Source organism: Asticcacaulis sp. W401b (assembly GCF_046503825.1).
Classification (GTDB): domain Bacteria; phylum Pseudomonadota; class Alphaproteobacteria; order Caulobacterales; family Caulobacteraceae; genus Asticcacaulis.
In genome coordinates, this window is record NZ_JBKFEE010000021.1 from 25,523 (window position 1) to 42,731 (window position 17,209).

At 57.7% G+C, this 17,209-nt stretch carries 15 protein-coding genes; 14 read left to right on the forward strand and 1 reads right to left on the reverse strand.

The features are described 5' to 3' along the window. The first annotated feature begins 11 nt into the window (after positions 1-11). The 14 genes from ACK8OE_RS19485 (at position 12) to ACK8OE_RS19550 (ending at position 16,059) form a co-directional block, all read left to right on the forward strand. Positions 12-314 carry a TrbC/VirB2 family protein gene (locus tag ACK8OE_RS19485; RefSeq protein ID WP_410273989.1) on the forward strand — a complete coding sequence of 101 codons (303 nt, stop codon included), beginning with the start codon at positions 12-14 and terminating at the stop codon, positions 312-314. A gap of 9 nt (positions 315-323) precedes the next feature. Further along, the gene (locus ACK8OE_RS19490) at positions 324-638 is read left to right on the forward strand and encodes a VirB3 family type IV secretion system protein (protein WP_410273990.1); all 315 of its coding nucleotides are present in this window, start codon (positions 324-326) and stop codon (positions 636-638) included. Between the two features lie 28 nt (positions 639-666). After that, positions 667-3,075 (forward strand): VirB4 family type IV secretion/conjugal transfer ATPase, encoded by a 2,409-nt coding sequence (locus ACK8OE_RS19495; RefSeq protein WP_410273991.1) that lies wholly within the window; start codon positions 667-669, stop codon positions 3,073-3,075. A 199-nt stretch (positions 3,076-3,274) separates the two neighbouring features. Further along, complete coding sequence (locus ACK8OE_RS19500) at positions 3,275-4,339, forward strand: type IV secretion system protein (protein ID WP_410273992.1); 1,065 nt, start codon at positions 3,275-3,277, stop codon at positions 4,337-4,339. Between the two features lie 3 nt (positions 4,340-4,342). Beyond that, positions 4,343-5,131, forward strand: a complete 789-nt coding sequence (locus tag ACK8OE_RS19505) for a type IV secretion system protein (protein WP_410273993.1) — start codon at positions 4,343-4,345, stop codon at positions 5,129-5,131. 10 nt (positions 5,132-5,141) lie between these two features. Further along, positions 5,142-5,867: a virB8 family protein gene (locus ACK8OE_RS19510; protein ID WP_410274002.1), complete on the forward strand. Its 726-nt coding sequence runs from the start codon at positions 5,142-5,144 to the stop codon at positions 5,865-5,867. Next, positions 5,864-6,679 (forward strand): TrbG/VirB9 family P-type conjugative transfer protein, encoded by an 816-nt coding sequence (locus ACK8OE_RS19515; RefSeq protein WP_410273994.1) that lies wholly within the window; start codon positions 5,864-5,866, stop codon positions 6,677-6,679. The genes ACK8OE_RS19510 and ACK8OE_RS19515 overlap by 4 nt, the downstream gene beginning before the upstream one ends. A 581-nt stretch (positions 6,680-7,260) precedes the next feature. After that, the gene (gene virB10, locus ACK8OE_RS19520) at positions 7,261-8,058 is read left to right on the forward strand and encodes a type IV secretion system protein VirB10 (RefSeq protein ID WP_410273995.1); all 798 of its coding nucleotides are present in this window, start codon (positions 7,261-7,263) and stop codon (positions 8,056-8,058) included. Between the two features lie 61 nt (positions 8,059-8,119). Then, positions 8,120-9,145 carry a P-type DNA transfer ATPase VirB11 gene (gene virB11 / locus ACK8OE_RS19525; protein WP_410273996.1) on the forward strand — a complete coding sequence of 342 codons (1,026 nt, stop codon included), beginning with the start codon at positions 8,120-8,122 and terminating at the stop codon, positions 9,143-9,145. Continuing rightward, positions 9,142-11,166 carry a type IV secretory system conjugative DNA transfer family protein gene (locus tag ACK8OE_RS19530; RefSeq protein ID WP_410273997.1) on the forward strand — a complete coding sequence of 675 codons (2,025 nt, stop codon included), beginning with the start codon at positions 9,142-9,144 and terminating at the stop codon, positions 11,164-11,166. Before virB11 ends, ACK8OE_RS19530 begins: the two co-directional genes overlap by 4 nt. Positions 11,167-11,515: 349 nt before the next feature. Next, complete coding sequence (locus ACK8OE_RS19535; protein WP_410274003.1) at positions 11,516-11,737, forward strand: OmpA family protein; 222 nt, start codon at positions 11,516-11,518, stop codon at positions 11,735-11,737. A gap of 8 nt (positions 11,738-11,745) precedes the next feature. Next, a complete protein-coding gene (locus ACK8OE_RS19540; RefSeq protein ID WP_410273998.1) occupies positions 11,746-13,281 on the forward strand; it encodes an LPD7 domain-containing protein in 1,536 nt (511 codons plus the stop codon). A gap of 366 nt (positions 13,282-13,647) precedes the next feature. Next, positions 13,648-14,526 (forward strand): UTP--glucose-1-phosphate uridylyltransferase GalU, encoded by an 879-nt coding sequence (galU, locus tag ACK8OE_RS19545; protein ID WP_410273999.1) that lies wholly within the window; start codon positions 13,648-13,650, stop codon positions 14,524-14,526. Positions 14,527-14,553: 27 nt separating this feature from the next. Continuing rightward, positions 14,554-16,059, forward strand: a complete 1,506-nt coding sequence (locus ACK8OE_RS19550; RefSeq protein WP_410274000.1) for a phosphomannomutase/phosphoglucomutase — start codon at positions 14,554-14,556, stop codon at positions 16,057-16,059. Between the two features lie 81 nt (positions 16,060-16,140). Here ACK8OE_RS19550 and ACK8OE_RS19555 read toward each other — a convergent pair whose 3' ends face one another. Further along, a complete protein-coding gene (locus tag ACK8OE_RS19555; protein WP_410274001.1) occupies positions 16,141-16,827 on the reverse strand; it encodes an HAD family hydrolase in 687 nt (228 codons plus the stop codon). Between the last annotated feature and the right edge of the window lie 382 nt (positions 16,828-17,209).

Consider the following 17,209-nt stretch of genomic DNA (forward strand, 5'->3'; position numbering starts at 1 on the left):
GGAGAGAACCGATGGATTCCCACCAGAGAGAGACGATTGTCCGGGCAGGTATGATGAGCGGCACAGGTCTTGTGCTCGCATCCCCGGCCTATGCCCAGATCGCTCAGCTCTCATCGGGGTTGAGCTGGATTCAGGCGACCATTACCGGCGTTGGCGTCGTCATCATGGTGATAGCGATCATGTGGACTGGCGTAAAAATGATGTTTTCGCACGCGAAGTGGTCGGAGGTGGCGCACATCTTTTTCGGCGGCATTCTGGTTGGGGGCGCGGCAGCGATCGGTCCGCAACTGTTTGCCGGCGGCGCAGGTGGATAGGGCAGGGTGATGATCCGGGACCGCGTGTTCAGAGGCTGTACCCGACCGGCGATGTTTTTGGGCGTGCCCATGGTGCCATTTATCCTGGTAACGGGCGCATCGGTCTTGTTCGCCATGCTGGTTTTGTATGTCAGCGCGGTCGCGACCATGGTCGTCATCGCCCTATACTTACCGGTCTATCTCTGGATGCGGCTCGTCACAAAACAGGACGATCAGCGTCTTCATCAGCTCATCCTGCGACTGAGATTGCGGACCCGTATGGGGAAAAGCCGCAAGGTCTGGAAGGCTGTCACCTACACACCCCTTTCTTATAAAAGGCGATGAGATGAGACCCAGAGCAAGGATAAGAGAGGTGGTTTCGGCGCAGGTGCCGGTGGGGGAGTACATCCCTCTGGGAAACCACATCCGTCCCGACGTCATCCAGATGCGTCGGTCCGGCGATCTTCTCGCCTGTTGGCGTCTGAAGGGCATCTCTTTTGAAGCGGCCGACGAGGCGGATATTTCATCGGCGAAAGAGGGCCTCAGCAACCTCTTTCGCAGCCTGTCTGGCGGGCAGGTGTCACTGTGGACACACAAGCTTCGCCGTCAGGTCCGGGAACGGCTGGATGGCCGGTATGATAACGCCTTTGCACGCAAGCTGGCCGAAGACTACGACGCGTCGCTTGACAGGTTTAAACAGATGCGAACTGAGATCTATCTCAGCCTCGTTTTCCGGCCGAACGCCGGGCGGGTTTCTGACCTTTTCGGGAGTCTCTTCGGGGCACGGCGCCGTAGCGTCGATGACATCCGGTCGCAGCGTCTGGAGGCGTTGGATACAATTGACGAGTACGCGCATCTGGTCGAGCGAGCGCTTGAATCCTATCGCCCGGTCAGGCTCACCACCTATGACAAGGATGGCATTACCTTTTCGGGCATGCTGAACCTTTACGGTTATCTGATCAACGGCGTCTGGGAGGAGGTGCCGTTGCAGCGCGCCAGTGTCGACCAGTATCTGGCGACAAGTCGTCTGCATTTCGGCGATAACAACGGCCGCTTACAAATCGTCCACCCTGAAGGGCAGCGGTTTGCGGGGTTTCTGGACATCGCAGACTATCCGAAATGGACGGAAAGCGGCATAGCAAATGCCGTCTTATTCTCCGATTTCGAATATATAGAGACGCAGAGCTTCAGTATTCTCAACCGACGTGACGCACAGAGCGCGCTGGAGCGTCAGCGCGGCCAAATGCATGCGGCCGAGGACGCGTCAGAGACAGAAATCGATGAGATTTCCCAGGCACTTGATGATTTGATCGCGGGTCAGATCGAGGTCGGTGAATATCACTATTCGCTGGCCATTCTGACGGATCGGCAGGAGACGCTCTCAAAAGCCCTGTCCGATGCCCGGGCGGCTTTGCAGGATCAGGCGGGCCTTAAGATGGCGATTGTCGACGCCATCCCGGAAGCGGCATGGTTCGCGCAGTTACCGGGAAACTGGGATTTGCGACCGCGCGAAGCCAAGCTGACCAGCCGCAATTTTGCCGGGTTATCGCCCTTCCACAATTTTGAAGAGGGCAAGCGCACCGGCAATCCGTGGGGGGAGGCGGTCGCTCTCTTTCAGACGCCATCTGGGCAGCCGTTTTACTTTAATTTCCACGTATCGCCCGCGCATCGCGACGCCAGCGGGGAAGCGTTGCCCGGCAATACCTTTATTTGCGGTGCCACAGGCAGCGGCAAGACCGTGCTTCAGACCTCGCTTCTGGCCTTCGCACTGAAATTTTCTGATTTGCGGGCCGTCTGCTTTGACAAGGACCGGGGTATGGAGGTGGGTATCCGCGCGCTGGGCGGCCAGTACCGGGCTCTGGAGCGCGGCCAGCCGACCGGATTTAATCCGCTGCAACTCGACCCGACAGAAAAGAATATCCAGTTTTGCGAACGGCTGATCCGGATCCTCGCCGGTGAGGGTGTCACCCCTAGGGAAGAAAATGAAATTGCGCAGGCTGTTCGCACCACGATGAGTGCGCAGGTAAGCCGCGACGTGCGATGCCTGTCTCTGGTTTGCCAGACTCTTTCCGTCGCTGGCGATGACCGTTTGTCCGACCGTCTCCGAAAATGGACGCGGGGCCATTCGCTGGGCTGGGTGTTTGACAATCCCGAGGACGACCTGGATTTCGGTGGATCTCGTATCTACGGCTTCGATTATACCGAGTTTCTGGATGACAAGGATATCCGCACGCCGGTTCTGGCCTATCTGCTACACGTCACAGAGGCACTGATCGATGGCTCGAAATTTCTCTACATTATGGAGGAGTTCTGGAAGCCACTGATGGACGATCACTTTTCGGACTTCGCGCGAGACAAACAAAAAACCATACGCAAACAGAATGGGCTCGGCGTCTTCGTAACGCAAAGTCCGTCGGATGTCCTGACACACCCAATCGGAAAAACGATGGTGGAACAGTCGGTGACGCAGATCTATCTGCCTAACCCGCGTGCCGACCGTACCGATTATGTAGACGGCTTCAAGCTCACAGCGGCTGAATTTGAAATCATTAAAAACCTCGGTGAGGCCTCCCGCACCTTCCTTGTCAAGCAGGGCAAGACGAGTGCCATTTGTCGCTTCGACCTGTCCGGTATGACGCAAGCCCTTGTGGTGCTTTCGGGCACAACGGAAACCGTAGCCCTGCTGGATGAGATCAGAGACGACGTTGGGGACGAACCGGACGACTGGCTTCCTTTGCTCATCAAGCGTGCCACCGATCGCGCGCAAAGGAAAACGGCATGAACTCCCTCCAGACATGCCATTCGGCAGCAAGCCGCTTCATCCTGGTGCCCCGGACCCCTGGCCTCGATCCATCTTGCCAGAGACGGCGAAGACTGAGCGATAACAACCCCGTCCTTGCGCTTGCCGCGGTTCTGCGCCCCGGGGACCCGGGTCAGGAACATCAGCTGGTGAAGGACCCTTCGAGGGGTTGGCCGTCTGAATGCGCCCGGCCATTTCATCGCGCGAGACCGGGATCTCGCCGCAAAGACGAAATGGAGGGCTAGGCGAGATGGAACAGCACTTCCTTGAAGGCTTTGAGCGGGGCATGGATTTGCGTCTTGCGCAGTATTTGTCCAGCACGATCGCCAACCTTTGTACAATCCTGTCTCCGGTCGTGGCCTCAGCGATCGTTATCTACATCATTCTGATCGGTTACGCCGTGATGCGGGGCGAGGCTCAGGACAGCTTGCATGCCTCAGTGTGGAAGGTGGTCAAATGGTCCCTTGTCTCTGCCGTTGCCCTCAGTGCGGGTGGATTTAATTCGCACATCGTTGGCGGCCTGAATGGTCTTGAAACCGCGCTGTTTCAGGCAACGACCGGTGCGCAGAGCGGGGGCGCATTGCTGGATGCGACGCTGAGTTCGTTTATTGAGCTCTTCAAGAAGCTCAACGAGAATATGAAGTCTGACGGCATGGGCATCATACCCAATTTCGTCATCGTCATTGCCGTTCTGATCCTGTCGGTCGCGACTCTCGTCTTCTTTGGGTTTGCGGTCTGTGTCTTCATGCTGGGTAAGGTGGCCGGTGTCCTTGTCATTGCCTTAGGCCCGGCCTTTCTCGCCACCCTTATCTTCCCGCCCGTACAACGGTTCGCCGACGCCTGGTTGTCGGCCGCCCTGAATGCCATCCTGATCAAGGTGTTGGGTGGAATGGTGCTGTCCATCAGCACCCTGTTTCTGTCAGGCGTGGTCGATGCTGTGGTCGCAAATTTCGACGCGACAAGTATCGCGGTCAACGTGATCGAGGTCCTGATCCTCTCCGTCGCCTTCGGATTCATCCTCGGCTACCTGCCGATGCTGGCTGCCCAGCTTGTGGGCGGGTCACCCATGCCCCATTTGACGGCGCCCCGTATCCGGCTGGGAAGAAGATCGAAGCCTGCGCAGCACGAGGGGGGTGCTTTACACCAGACGAGCGCGCCTTCGCACCCGTCGGCGACGTCTCTTCCCGCTTCCCCAGCGACTCCCGTGTTCCGCCGTAACGTCCTTGAAAACCTGAACCCGAGGTGAGCCATGACCTTCCCTGAGCTGCCATTACCCAAACTGACACCAAAACGCGCTGTGGCCACGGGCCTCGGCCTTGGTCTCGCACTTCTGGCGACATCGGCCAGCGCCCTGGTCGTATTTGATCCCACAAACTACGCGCAGGCCGTCAAGCAGGTGCAGGCGTGGACCCAGCAGTATAATCAGATGCGGGAGGGCCTGCAGACGGCGCAGGCGACGCTGGACAAGGCGAAGGCACAGATTGATGCGGTCACCGGCATTCGGGGTTTGGGTGACCTGTTCAACGATCCGGCTTTGCGTAATGTGTTGCCGGCAGATTTCGCCTCGGCGCTCGACTCGCTGAACGCGACGGGTCTTCTCAACGGCCGGGCGCTGAGCCTGCGCAATAGCTCTGCCCTATATGACTGCGACGACCTGAGCGAAGAGGTGGCGAAGAAGTCTTGTAGAGCGTTGTTAGGTCAGAATGCCCAGGCGCAGGTTTTTCATGAGGACATACTGTCTTTGCTGAACGCGCGTTCAACGCAGATCGACAGTCTGCGTGGTCAGATCAACCAGACGGAAGATCCCAAAGCGATCGCAGAGTTGCAGGCGCGACTGGCTGCAGAACAGGCGCAGGTGTCGAACGATCAGAATAAGCTCCTGATTGCGCAGGCCATGCTTGAGGTCAATCGCCGGCGCGCGATCCAGGCCGAAGCCGAGCGGATAAACGCGCTCACGGCAACGAATAAACCGGACATTCTGGCCAATTTTGACTTTAGTGCCGTCGGTACGCCGCGGGTTTATTCCGGGGATGAGTAGCTTGAAACAGATGGTAATTGCTACGCAGGCGCGGGACTATTTCGGTGCGGCGCTCGACTGGGAGGCTGATCGACAGGGCCGGATTGAGCGCAGCGAGAGGCGCGCCTGGCTGATTGTCTTTGTATTGTCTGCCCTCCTGGCTTTGATGGTTTTGTCGCTGGTCAGCCTGCTCCCTCTGAAACGCGTGGTCCCGTATGTTTATGCTATCGATCGTCAGACCGGTGGGCTTACCATTCTGGACGCAGCTAATCAGCGGCAGATCACCGGTAATCAGGAACTGCTCGATAAGCACTTTATCAATGCCTACATACTGGGGCGCGAAAGCTATGACTGGAAGCTTCTCCAGGCGGATTTCGACCAGACGGTAGCGTTCTCCTCACCGGCAGCCCAGCGCGACTATACCGCGCGCTTTACGGGAGCGCAGGCGCTGAACAAGGTGTGGGGTCCGCGCATAGAGCGTCGGGTGAGCATCACCTCCATCCAGCTTGCGCCCGATGCCGTGAATAAGAAGGCTGTGGTGCGCTATGCGGTACAGCAGCGTGATCTTCAGACCGAGGGACTTGCGCCGACCGAGCATTACATTGCGACGCTTGTCTACGAATATCATCCGGACCGTACCGGCAAGGAGCAGGATCTCATTCGAAATCCCTTGGGATTTACGGTCACGCGATTCCGAGCGGACCCTGAAATTGGCGGTGTACCCGTGACCCTGCCGGTGGCGGAGGGCAATCCATGAAACCGATGGCCTTGGTCTGTCTTTGCGGGACCTTTGCAGGGTTCCTGGCCTCGCCGGCCTTTGCGGAAGCGGGCGATCCTCGCATACGCGTTCTCGACTATGTGCCTAATAGCGTGATCCCTGTACCTGTTTCGAAATCTGTCGTCACTCGGATCGTCCTTGAGCGTGGCGAAAGGATTATCGCCGCGGCGACGGGTGTGCCCAGCAAATGCGATAATGACGCACATCTGTGGTGCATTGTTGCGGATGTGGACGCCAATGAGGTTTGGGTTAAGCCAAAAGCGGGCGCTATCCGCAACAACCTCGAACTGAAGACGGACCGGCGCGACTATAGCATCGAGCTGAGCGTGGGAAGCCTGACCACCTACAGGGTCGTTTTGCGGTATGCCGAAGCCATTGTTCCTGTCCAGCCTGGCGCGGCGAGCGAGGCCGATCGCGTTTCTGAGCGCATTGAGACCGCGTCGCCGGAGGTGAAAAATCTTGCTTACACGCTTCAGGCCAACGGTCGCGGTGCGGACATTACGCCAAGGGCTGTGTTCGATGACGGACGGTTTACTTACTTCCGGTTTCCAGGCAACGCCGATTTACCGACCATCTTTCTGATCGGGGCGGATGGAAAGGAAGCCCGGACCAACTTTGCGATGCAGGACGATTATGTGGTTGTCCAGCGTTTGTCGCGGCAGTTCGTCCTGCGACTGGGGCGCGGCGTTGTCTCGGTCTGGAATGAAAAGTTCGATGCTGTGGGCCGTCCGGCGACAGACGGCACTACGGTAGAGGGCCTGGTGCGTCAGACGGTGGGGGAACGGCGATGAGGCCTGAAACCGACGCGCATATAACCTCCGCGGAACAAACGCCAGAGACAAGCCCGAACAAGAACACGCAGAGAGAGCCAGATGCCGAGGGGATAGTCAGCGTCAACACCTATGGGCGCAGGCGGGGAGGCGAGGTGGGGCCATATCTGATGATAGGAGGCATCGCCGCCGTCATCCTTATTGGGGGGCTGATGTCGCTCAACGTCCTGAAATCAAAACTGACCCGCCCCAAACCTGCCACGACCGCCGAGGCCAGCGCACCGGTTGATATACAGTTTGACACGCAGTCGCGGCCACCTCTGCCGGGGACGTTATCGGAAACTGCAACGCCCACTGATCAGACGCAACCCAGATGCGCTGACGGCTCCCCCGGTCATCCGCTGCGAGGGCCGTCGGGGCAGGTGGTGCGCAACGGGGCCGGGCAAACGGTCACAGTCTGTCCGGATGGACAGGTGCTTGACAGGCGCGTGGCCCAACCGGATGCGATCCAGCCTATCCCCGTTGCGGACGCCCCCGTCGGGCCGAGTACGCGTCCGTACGTGCAAGTGGGCCACGGGGCGCGTGCCGACGACGGCTTTTTGATGCTCACTGAGGACAGGGCGGCGTCCGTCCACAGCGCTCGTAACGGGAGTAGCCCGAATGACGGGTACCCGCTCGTGCAGGCGGCGGTGACCGCGGAAGATACTACTGGGACCACACCGCCTGCGACGGAAGGGCTTTTGTCGGCACCACGCGGCAACAGGCTGGATGCTGAGTTAACCCCCTCCAAAACGCCACTCGTACTGGCCTCACGGCTGACGAACCTGCACATGATGTTACCCAGAGGCCGAACCATTGAGTGCGGCATGTCCGTGCGGATCATATCCTCTCTGGCCGGCCAGGTGAGTTGCGTCTTAACGCAGAATGTCTATTCCGCTTCGGGGAAGGTGGTCCTGATCGAGCGCGGATCGGAGGCGGTCGGCGAGTATCGTTCCGGCGCTTCACTCGGCCAGAAACGTTTGTTTGTTCTGTGGACGCGGATCGTTACGCCCTCAGGCATCGTCATCAATCTGGACTCGCCTGGGGCGGACGAACTGGGCTCAACGGGACTGGCCGGAAAGGTTGACAACCATTGGTGGGAGCGGGTCGGGAGTGCATTCCTTTTGTCGACTGTTCAGGACGCGCTGCAATACCAGACGGCGCGTGAACAGGCCCGATCGGGCGGTTCGACGGTGATTTTCGGCAATACGGCTCAGGCCGGAAACAACATGGCCAGCCGCATATTGGAAAAGACGATCGATATACCGCCGACGATTTACAAGAACCAGGGCGACCGGGCGACTATCTATGTGGTTCGGGACCTCGACTTCTCCAGCGTGTACCACCTCCATGCCCGTTAGCCCGTTGGAGCGCGATACGGCGGTGCGCCAGTTGCTGCGACCTCTCGCGGCGCTCCTTGACATGACCGACGTTACCGAGCTCGTTATCAACCGACCCGGAGAGGTCCTTTATGAGCAGGGGCCGGTCTGGCAACGGGCCTCCATACCTGAACTCACCCTCGACCGGCTCAATGCCCTGACGCGTGCGATCGCCACCTGCAGTGAACAGGAAATCAGCCCTCGCCATCCCATTCTGTCAGCGACGCTGCCGGATGGACAACGTGTCCAGATCATTGTGCCCCCCGCGGTGGAGGCGGGCCAGATCAGTCTGACCATTCGCTTGCCGGGCAGCACAATTCGCACCCTTGAGGATTATCAGAGTGAAGGTGCCTTTGATCGCTTTCGCTGGGCGGTGCCTGAGACGGACGGCGGCCGCCTCTCACCTGCTGAGCGGGAGCTTCTGTCTCTTCTGAGTTCACGTGACCTGAAGGGGTTTCTGCTGGCGGCCGTGGGGGCGCGTTGCAACCTTGCCATCGTCGGGGATACCGGCTCGGGCAAGACAACCCTGATGAAGACGGTCTGCCAGCACATACCCGTTGAGGATAGGATCGTTACGATCGAGGACGTCCGGGAGATTGATCTGCCCGCGCACCAGAACAAGGTTCATCTGCTCTATTCCCGGGGAGGTCAGGGGACAGCACGGGTTACCCCGGGAGACCTGATCGCGTCGAACATGCGCATGCGGCCGGATCGGGTGTTGCTGGCGGAACTGCGCGGCAGCGAGGCATTCGATTATCTCAAGCTCCTGACCACGGGCCACAGCGGGTCTGTGACCTCCTACCACGCGGAAAGCTGCGCCCTTGCCGTCGAACGCTATGTGCTGATGGCGAGGGAGCACCCCGATGCGGCGATCTTTGATGCGGGAGGTCTCCGACGCCTCGTTTCCCTGACGCTGGACGTGATCGTGCACATGCGCTCCCAAGTGGTACGTCGTGCCGACGGTTCCCTAAGCAAGACGCGATATGTCGCCGAGGTCTACTACAATCCCATCGCCAAACATCGCGCGCCGTTCGAACACCAGCCATTGACCAGAGGCGCGTCCGAATGATCTGGCAAGACGAGCCATCCAAATCCACCCTGATCGTGATCGTCGTCGTCGCTTATCTTATTGTGGCTTCGGTACTGGCCTTGTGGCTCGCGGGCTGCCTGTATTTTTTTCTCCACAGCAGTCTGCCTCAAAACGTCGATCTCGGCACCTGGGTCACCTATGCCCGTTTCTACTGGGACCATCCCCGCGAGCGGAGCCTGTTACTGATCAGCGGGCTGTTTTCGGGCCTTACGGCCTTCATGCCAGGCTTCGTCCTGTCCGTGAGATGGGGGCGTGGCGATCGCGAGTTGCATGGTTCGGCTCGGTTTGCCAGCGCTGCGGATGTGCAGAGAGCCGGTCTGATGGGCGACCGCGGCCTCATCGTTGGCAAGTTTCGCGGAAGGTTCCTGCACTTCGCGGGCCAGCAGTTTTGTCTTCTGGCGGCACCCACCCGAAGCGGAAAGGGAGTGAGTTTCGTCATCCCTAACCTGCTGAACTGGCCGGATTCGTGTGTGGTGCTGGACATCAAGCTGGAGAATTATCTCCTCACGTCTAAATTCCGGGCGCGCCATGGACAGAAGGTGTTTCTGTTTAATCCGTTTGCCGAAACCTTCGTCACGCACCGTTGGAATCCTATGGATGGGATCAGCCGCGATCCGAATTTTCGGGTAGGTGACCTGCTGGCCCTTGCCTCTAGCCTCTACCCGGCGCAGGCAGGCGACAAGGACGCCTTTTGGGCCGACAGCGCCAAGAACCTGTTTCTGGGGCTGTCGTTGATGGTGATGGAAAGCCCTGACCTGCCACTGACCCTGGGAGAAATTCTGCGGCAATGTGGAGGCAAGGGCAGGGGGCTCAAAGAGTATCTGGGCGAGCGCATCAATGCGCGCACCGAGGCCGGGGACCCTTACTCTGCGGATTGCCTCGACGCGCTGAACCGCTTTATGTCCGCGAGTGAGAATACGCTTGCAAATATCATCAGTTCATTCACGGCGCCGCTGACCCTGTTCAGTAACCCGATCGTCGATGCGGCAACCTCCGCCAGCGACTTTGATATCCGCAAGGTTCGGGACGAACGTATGACCATCTACATCGGCATCCAGCCGAACCGACTGGCTGATGCCTCCCTTCTTATCAACGTCTTCTTCAGCCAGCTTATCAACCTGAATACGCGTGAGCTGCCGTCACAGGACAAACACAGCATACAGTGTCTGCTTATTCTCGACGAGTTCACGGCCCTTGGAAAGATTGGCATTCTCGCGAAGGCTAACGCTTTCATCGCCGGTTATAACCTGCGCCTTCTGACTATTATTCAGAGTTTGTCCCAGCTCGAGGGGGTCTATGGCCAGGCGGATGCGCGCACGCTTATCACCAACCACGCCATGCAGGTCCTGTTCACGCCGCGCGAACAACGTGACGCCAATGCCTACAGCGAAATGCTGGGCTATGCCACGGTCAAGTCACGCAGCCTCGGCCGGTCGACCAATCGCGGGTTTGCTTCCGGCGGCTCCAATAGTGAGAATCTTTCAGACCAGCGCCGCGCCCTTCTGTTACCTCAGGAACTGAAGGAAATGCCAGACAGCGAGCAGATCATAGTTCTGGAAAACACCCGTCCGATACGGGCTGAAAAGGCGCGATATTATCAGGAGCGCGGCTTCATGGACCGACTGAAGGCGTTGAGCGCAACACTGGGCCAGGCGGCAAAGCTGCCGAGCTTCGGTCAGTTGCAACAGGCCGCGTTTGTCCGACGTGAGCTGGCCAGTCCTGTTCCGACACTTGATCTCGATGGTCATATCGCCAGGGTTCAGAACCGAACACGACCCCTGCTGGCCAATGACCTGATCGACCTTAACCGTCTGGACCTGTCGACCCTGTCCCTGCCTGAGCTTGATGATCCGGATCACCCTTCTGATGCCTCAATCCGTCAGACTGTTGACGGCTTTTTCGAGTCCCTGGGGATCGATACGCAAAGCATCAGTAAACGCCTGTTCGGCCCGGATCCGGCAAAAGACACGCAAAACGAACCCCTGCTACTGGAGGACTGATGACATGAACGCTCGACCTTTTCTGATTTTGATCACGGGCACTGCAGCCCTCATGACAGCCTGCAGCAGTTCCCCGCCGCGGGCGCCTTTGGGGCTTGAAAAGCGTCCTGCCAACAGCCCGGAAACGATCGCTCAACTCAGTCGTGCGTCTCCGTCAGTGGCCCCCGGTGTATCGCCACTGCCGACCGTCGCGGAGGTACCAGGGGAGCCAGTGCCAGAGCCGTTACCCGCACCCGCGAGCGTCCCTCCTGAAAAAATGACGATTTCTGACCTCAACGCGCCGCGAGGACCTGCGTCCTTGCCTGATCAGGATCAACAGAAGCTCGTCACGGCAGCCATGTCTGCGCAAATGATCACACTCCATGCCCGAACCGACCGAAGGACACCGTCATCGGGCGCAACTCAGGCGGCTATTGCCAGGGCCGTGAGCGTGAAACGCTTTCTCGTAGGCCAGGGAGTGCCTGAGGGAAAGATCCGGCTGATGTATCGCACCACAGGAGACTTTGTGAACCCGAACCGGACCGCTACGGAGCGGGCCGCAAACCGTCGTGTCGAGATCGAATTCAGGTGAGGGGTGTCATGGGAGATCAATACAGTAGAGAAGCCTTAAGCGCCTCAGTAGCCGCAAGGCTGCGTGACACCGTATGGGATCAGTTGGAGGCCGCCGACGCCGAAGTGCGCAAAGCTGCGCGACATCGCCTCGCGCTAATCCGGGAAGACCTGGCTTCAATATACCAGGACGATCCGGAGCATGCCATGCGGCTATGGAAGGAGAATGGCCCCGACAATAAGGACCATCCGGGGGCCGCGGAAGCCCATGACGGCCCCGACACAATGAATAGTATCGCACCGGGCAGACGGCGCCAGCCGAAGGTTGATCAGGAGTCTGGCACGCAAGAAGAACCGGAGGGCATGCCAGCGGCTCAGGAAACGAATGTTCCGGTGGAAAGGAAGGGGCCACCTTCGTCTGTTCCGCACGACGAGCGTGGCGAAGGGCAGGCGGCTGACAAAAATGGCACCACTACTCATCCGCCGCGTGAACGGGCGAGGGGGGATGCATCGGATCACCCGATATCTGAACGCCGGCGCATGCTGCTTGAGAGCATTGACAGGCGGTTTCTCCGGGCTGGGGACGTCTATCATGAGCGCAATGACCAGCATGCGGTGGCATTTGAGGCTAAGGGCACGAGACTGGTCACCCGACGTGATGACCCTATGGTCATTACGGCAATGCTCGACCTTGCAGAGGGGAGAGGGTGGGACAGTATCCGCCTCGCCGGTACTCATGCCTTTAAAAAGGAGGCCTGGTTTCAGGCACAGCTGCGCGGCATCGAGACCAGCGGTTACCGTCCGGACGCTTTGGATAAGGCAAGAATGGAGGAGGCCAGACGGGAACTGCGGAGGGACGCAGCGGGAAAAGCCAATGTCCTGTTGAGAGAGTATTCACGACAAACGGCTACGCCGACCGTGCCACCTACTCGAAATTATGGCTTCAACGAACGTCTTGAGGCTTCATTGAATGAACCTCAGGTCGCTTTGAGTGCTGCCCAGAAACAGGCGGTAAACCTCCTCCAAAAGTTGATGCTCAATCGCGGAGATGGTCCCGATGCCGTCGCCCGCGCCACCGACGTGGCCGTTGAACGACTTCAATCGTCACGTCTCCACGTCGGCAAACTCATATCGACCGGCACTGCGCCGTACCTTGATAAGGCGGGCGAGAAAGAAAGCCATTTTGTCGTTCTGGAAAACGAGGGGGGAAAGCCATTCAAGGTGTGGGGCGCTGACTTGCCAAGAGCTCTTGTAGAATCGCGCGCCAGCGAGGGCGAAGAGGTGTTGCTCGCCTTCAGGGGGCGTCAGGAGGTGGAAGTAGATGTTGCGGTTCGCGATACTGATGGAAAAGTCATACGCTACCAGAGGCAGCTCGTCGATCGCAACGCCTGGGAGGTCAAACGCTTTGAAGACCTCCGGGAGGAGGCTCGCCTACTGGCCCGGCGCGCCGCAAAGGCTGTCGACGCACCACCCAATCTGAGGGTCTTTGACAAGGCAGCGCCTAGCTCCCTGCCTCCGCCGAACTTAAAGATACAGCGTCCCCGTCCACATGAGAGATTCCTATAGCTTGGCTGACACGAGGCCGATGAGTATTTGGCCACGCTGCTTCTTAATCGAAAAAGCGAAAACGAGAATTACGAAGCCACGGTCCTGTTCGTGACTTTGCTGCAACACGAGCAAGCGGTTCAGTGATTTATTGATAGGGGATGGGCCGAGATCATGGATGCCTTGGGATCTCATGACATCGGGCGCCGTAGCAGTAGGAAAACGGAGTTCGATGGGACTGTCCCTTAACAGTCCGAAAACAATCATAGGCAATTATTTACATGACGGCGCTTGCGGGCAGACCTGGCACCCACTAAACGGGTGGGGTAGCCATTCGCCCAACCGTGTCGCTATGAACTCGTTCCAATCTATTCTAATGGATCAGATATGACATTTAAACGGGTACGCAAAGCGGTGATACCTGTTGCGGGTTTTGGCACTCGCGTTTTGCCGGGTACGAAGGTTATTCCAAAAGAACTTCTGAACGTCGTGGATCGCCCCATCCTCTCCTATATTGTGGCTGAGGCGCGCGACGCTGGCATCGAGCATTTCGTTTTTGTCACCGGTCGCCAAAAGGGGGCCATCGAAGACTATTTCGATCATCAGTTTGAACTGGAAGCGCAACTGGAGGCCAAGGGGAAGACCGCGCTGCTTGATCAATTGCTGGCGGAACTTCCCAAATCCGGTGAAATGAGCTTCGTGCGTCAGATGCAACCCTTGGGGCTCGGCCACGCGGTTAACTGCGCCCGTGACATCATCGGTGATGAGCCTTTTGCTGTGCTGTTGCCGGACATGGTGATGGATGCCGAAACCCCGGCCCTGTCGCAGGCCATATCCGCCTATGAGAAGGTCGGGGGCAATATCATCCTCGTCGAAGAGGTGCCGGCGGATGAGACGCATAAATATGGTGTGGTCGCCGTTGAACCCTCGGATGACCCGCTGCGCCGAATGACCGGAATGGTGGAAAAGCCCGCCAAGGGTACGGCACCGTCCAACCTTATCGTTTCCGGGCGCTACATTCTGCAGCCTGACATCTTTCCCTTGCTGTCGCAACAGGTGCCCGGCGCAGGTGGCGAAATTCAATTAACCGACTCAATGGTTTCTCTTATGAAAACACAGAGCTTTTTTGCTTTGCGGTATGATGGAGAGACCTATGATTGCGGCGATAAGATCGGTCTGCTAAAAGCCAACGTCGCCCTTGCTCTTAAGCGACCCGATCTCGATAAAGCCGCGCGTGCGGCACTCAGTCCTTACTTTGACAGATAAACAACTTCTATTTTACCGGATAATTTCATGACCGTTCTTCTGCCTCGCACCGACCTTGTCCCGAACACCTTTGAATTTGAGACAGAGGCCTTTGTCAAAACGACGGGGTTTCGTGAATATGACGCCCGTTGGGTGTTCGGCAAGGAGATCAACCTGCTTGGGATTCAGGCCTTGGGTCTGGGGTTGGGCAGCTACGTCCAGGAGCGCGGCATAAAGCCCCGCATCGTGGTGGGTCACGACTATCGTTCCTATTCCATCAACATCAAGAATGCCCTGATCATCGGCCTCATTCAGGCCGGTTGCGAAGTGCTGGATATTGGGCTTTGTCTGTCGCCAATCGCTTATTTTGCGCAGTTCGATCTTGATGCGCCGTGCGTGGCCATGGTCACAGCGTCGCACAACGAAAACGGTTGGACGGGCGTCAAGATGGGTTGTCAGGCGCCGCTGACCTTCGGACCGGATGAAATGGGCCGCCTGAAGGAAATCATCATGGCGGGCGCGGGCGTTGAACGCGCTGGAGGCTCACTCAAGCTGGTTCAGGGCGTACAGGAACGTTATCTGGCCGACGTCGCCTCCAAGGCGCAACTGAAGCGCAAGCTGAAGGTCATCTGCGCGTGTGGTAACGGCACCGCGGGTGCCTTTGCGCCGCAAGCCCTTCGCGCGATGGGTGCCGAGGTGATCGAGATGGATACCGTCCTTGACAACACCTTCCCCAAATACAATCCGAACCCGGAAGACCATCACATGCTGGTGGAAATGGCCAAGGCCGTGAAGGAATACGGTGCCGATCTGGCGCTGGGCTTCGACGGTGACGGTGACCGTTGCGGCGTAGTCGATGACACGGGTGAAGAAATCTTTGCCGACAAGATCGGCCTGATGCTGGCGCGTGACCTGTCGGCGCTACACAAGGACGCGACCTTCGTTGTCGATGTGAAATCAACCGGCCTTTACAAGACCGATGAGGTACTGAAGGCCAATGGGGCGCAGACTGTCTATTGGAAGACCGGCCACTCTTATATCAAGCGCAAGACATCGGAACTGAAGGCGCTGGCGGGCTTTGAAAAGTCCGGCCACTTCTTCTTCAACAACCCGATTGGTCTGGGTTACGACGACGGTATTGTGGCCGCTGCGGCAGTTCTGGCTATGCTCGACCGCAATCCGGGTAAGTCTTTGAGCGAACTTAAGTCGGCCCTGCCGGTCGCGTACACATCGCTCACCATGTCGCCGCATTGTGGCGACGAGGTGAAGTATCAGGTTCTGGAAAAGATCGTGCAGGAATATGTTGATCTGCACGCCAAGGGCGGCGAAATCCTTGGCCGCAAGATCGTCGAGGTCATCACGGTCAATGGGGCCCGCGTGCACCTCGAAGATGGCTCGTGGGTTCTTGTGCGGGCGTCATCAAACAAGCCGGAACTGGTCGTCGTGGTTGAAAGCCTCACCTCTGCCGACGATATGCGTGACCTCTTCCGCAAGGAAGTGAAGCCGCGTCTGGCTGCTCATCCGGAAGTCGGCAGTTATAATCAGGAAATCTAGTCACTCAACTTGGCACAGATCAATCCGTTATCCTGGGTTGTCAGCGTAACGGAATTTTATTTAAAAAATAGAACTATAGAATTAAGGCAGTGCTTGTTGAGGCGTCGCTTCTGAAAAGAGCTTATCCGGGCTGGCCACGTTTTTAAATCTACTCGCACCCTCAGAAATCAAGAGGCCGTTTCGTAGAAGCTCTGCCTCTAATTCTTCTGTGGTCGTGAATAGATGCGTTTTGAAGCCGAGATTGTGAGCTGCGTCGACATTTACGGCGGTATCGTCGACAAACAGCACTTGATCGGGCGTCTGAGACATTCGATTAAGGGCGATCTCGAAAATTTCCCGGCTGGGTTTGATGACTCCTTCTTGGCCGGATACGATTATGTCGGCAAAAGCGTCGAACGCCGGCGACATCGCCCTAACACCGTCCCAGACCTCTAAGGGCATGTTCGTTAGCCCAAACAGCGGAACCTGTTCGGCGTTGAGCCGCTCTATCAAACCAACCGTCCCGGAAATGGGTGGGCCGAACATTTCCAAAAACCGATCTCCCCAAGCAAGGATATGCGCCTGATGCTCAGGATACCTTGACATAAGCTCTATCCGGTTCTCGGCGAATGTGATGCCAGCGTCATGCCGCTCGTGCCAAGATCGGGTAATAACGGCATTAAGAAAGTGATCGCGTTCCGATGCTTCGGTAATCAGATGATCATAGAGGTTGCGTGGATCCCATGGGATAATGACATTTGCTACGTCAAACAGGACTGCTTTTATCATCTCAACCTCCGATTTTATATACTCCCACAAATGCTGCTCTGGCGTAAAGAGTAAGTTGCAAGGTGAGGCTGGAAGTTTCACTTATTCCGTGGCTTCCAGATGCAAGGAAATGTTAGTCTGCCGTTACCGTCTGCTATGTGGGTGGCCTCCCGGACAATTGACCTTCACCCGAAAATTCTAGTTTCGGGGGGGCAAGAAATGGGTAGCAGGTCAGGCTCTGATGTGATTTTACTTCTCATAATAAACATTATGCGTTTTTTGACATCCCATTGATTCAGTTGTAAATTATCACTCTCAACATAGCGCCGAGAGTTCAATGTCGCCAAGAAAACTCCTCCGGATAGACCCATCACGAAACATGTCGGCCCAATGACCCCGTCGG

Bases quoted from the DNA above. Each gene is read 5' to 3' on its own strand.
- ACK8OE_RS19530 (WP_410273997.1), top strand. From the start codon at position 9,142: ATGATCTGGCAAGACGAGCCATCCAAATCCACCCTGATCGTGATCGTC.
- virB10 (WP_410273995.1), top strand. From the start codon at position 7,261: ATGCTCACTGAGGACAGGGCGGCGTCCGTCCACAGCGCTCGTAACGGG.
- ACK8OE_RS19500 (WP_410273992.1), top strand. From the start codon at position 3,275: ATGCGCCCGGCCATTTCATCGCGCGAGACCGGGATCTCGCCGCAAAGA.
- ACK8OE_RS19535 (WP_410274003.1), top strand. From the start codon at position 11,516: ATGATCACACTCCATGCCCGAACCGACCGAAGGACACCGTCATCGGGC.
- galU (WP_410273999.1), top strand. From the start codon at position 13,648: ATGACATTTAAACGGGTACGCAAAGCGGTGATACCTGTTGCGGGTTTT.
- ACK8OE_RS19555 (WP_410274001.1), bottom strand. From the start codon at position 16,827: ATGATAAAAGCAGTCCTGTTTGACGTAGCAAATGTCATTATCCCATGG.
- ACK8OE_RS19485 (WP_410273989.1), top strand. From the start codon at position 12: ATGGATTCCCACCAGAGAGAGACGATTGTCCGGGCAGGTATGATGAGC.
- ACK8OE_RS19510 (WP_410274002.1), top strand. From the start codon at position 5,142: ATGGTAATTGCTACGCAGGCGCGGGACTATTTCGGTGCGGCGCTCGAC.
- ACK8OE_RS19505 (WP_410273993.1), top strand. From the start codon at position 4,343: ATGACCTTCCCTGAGCTGCCATTACCCAAACTGACACCAAAACGCGCT.
- ACK8OE_RS19540 (WP_410273998.1), top strand. From the start codon at position 11,746: ATGGGAGATCAATACAGTAGAGAAGCCTTAAGCGCCTCAGTAGCCGCA.
- virB11 (WP_410273996.1), top strand. From the start codon at position 8,120: ATGACCGACGTTACCGAGCTCGTTATCAACCGACCCGGAGAGGTCCTT.
- ACK8OE_RS19550 (WP_410274000.1), top strand. From the start codon at position 14,554: ATGACCGTTCTTCTGCCTCGCACCGACCTTGTCCCGAACACCTTTGAA.
- ACK8OE_RS19515 (WP_410273994.1), top strand. From the start codon at position 5,864: ATGAAACCGATGGCCTTGGTCTGTCTTTGCGGGACCTTTGCAGGGTTC.
- ACK8OE_RS19490 (WP_410273990.1), top strand. From the start codon at position 324: ATGATCCGGGACCGCGTGTTCAGAGGCTGTACCCGACCGGCGATGTTT.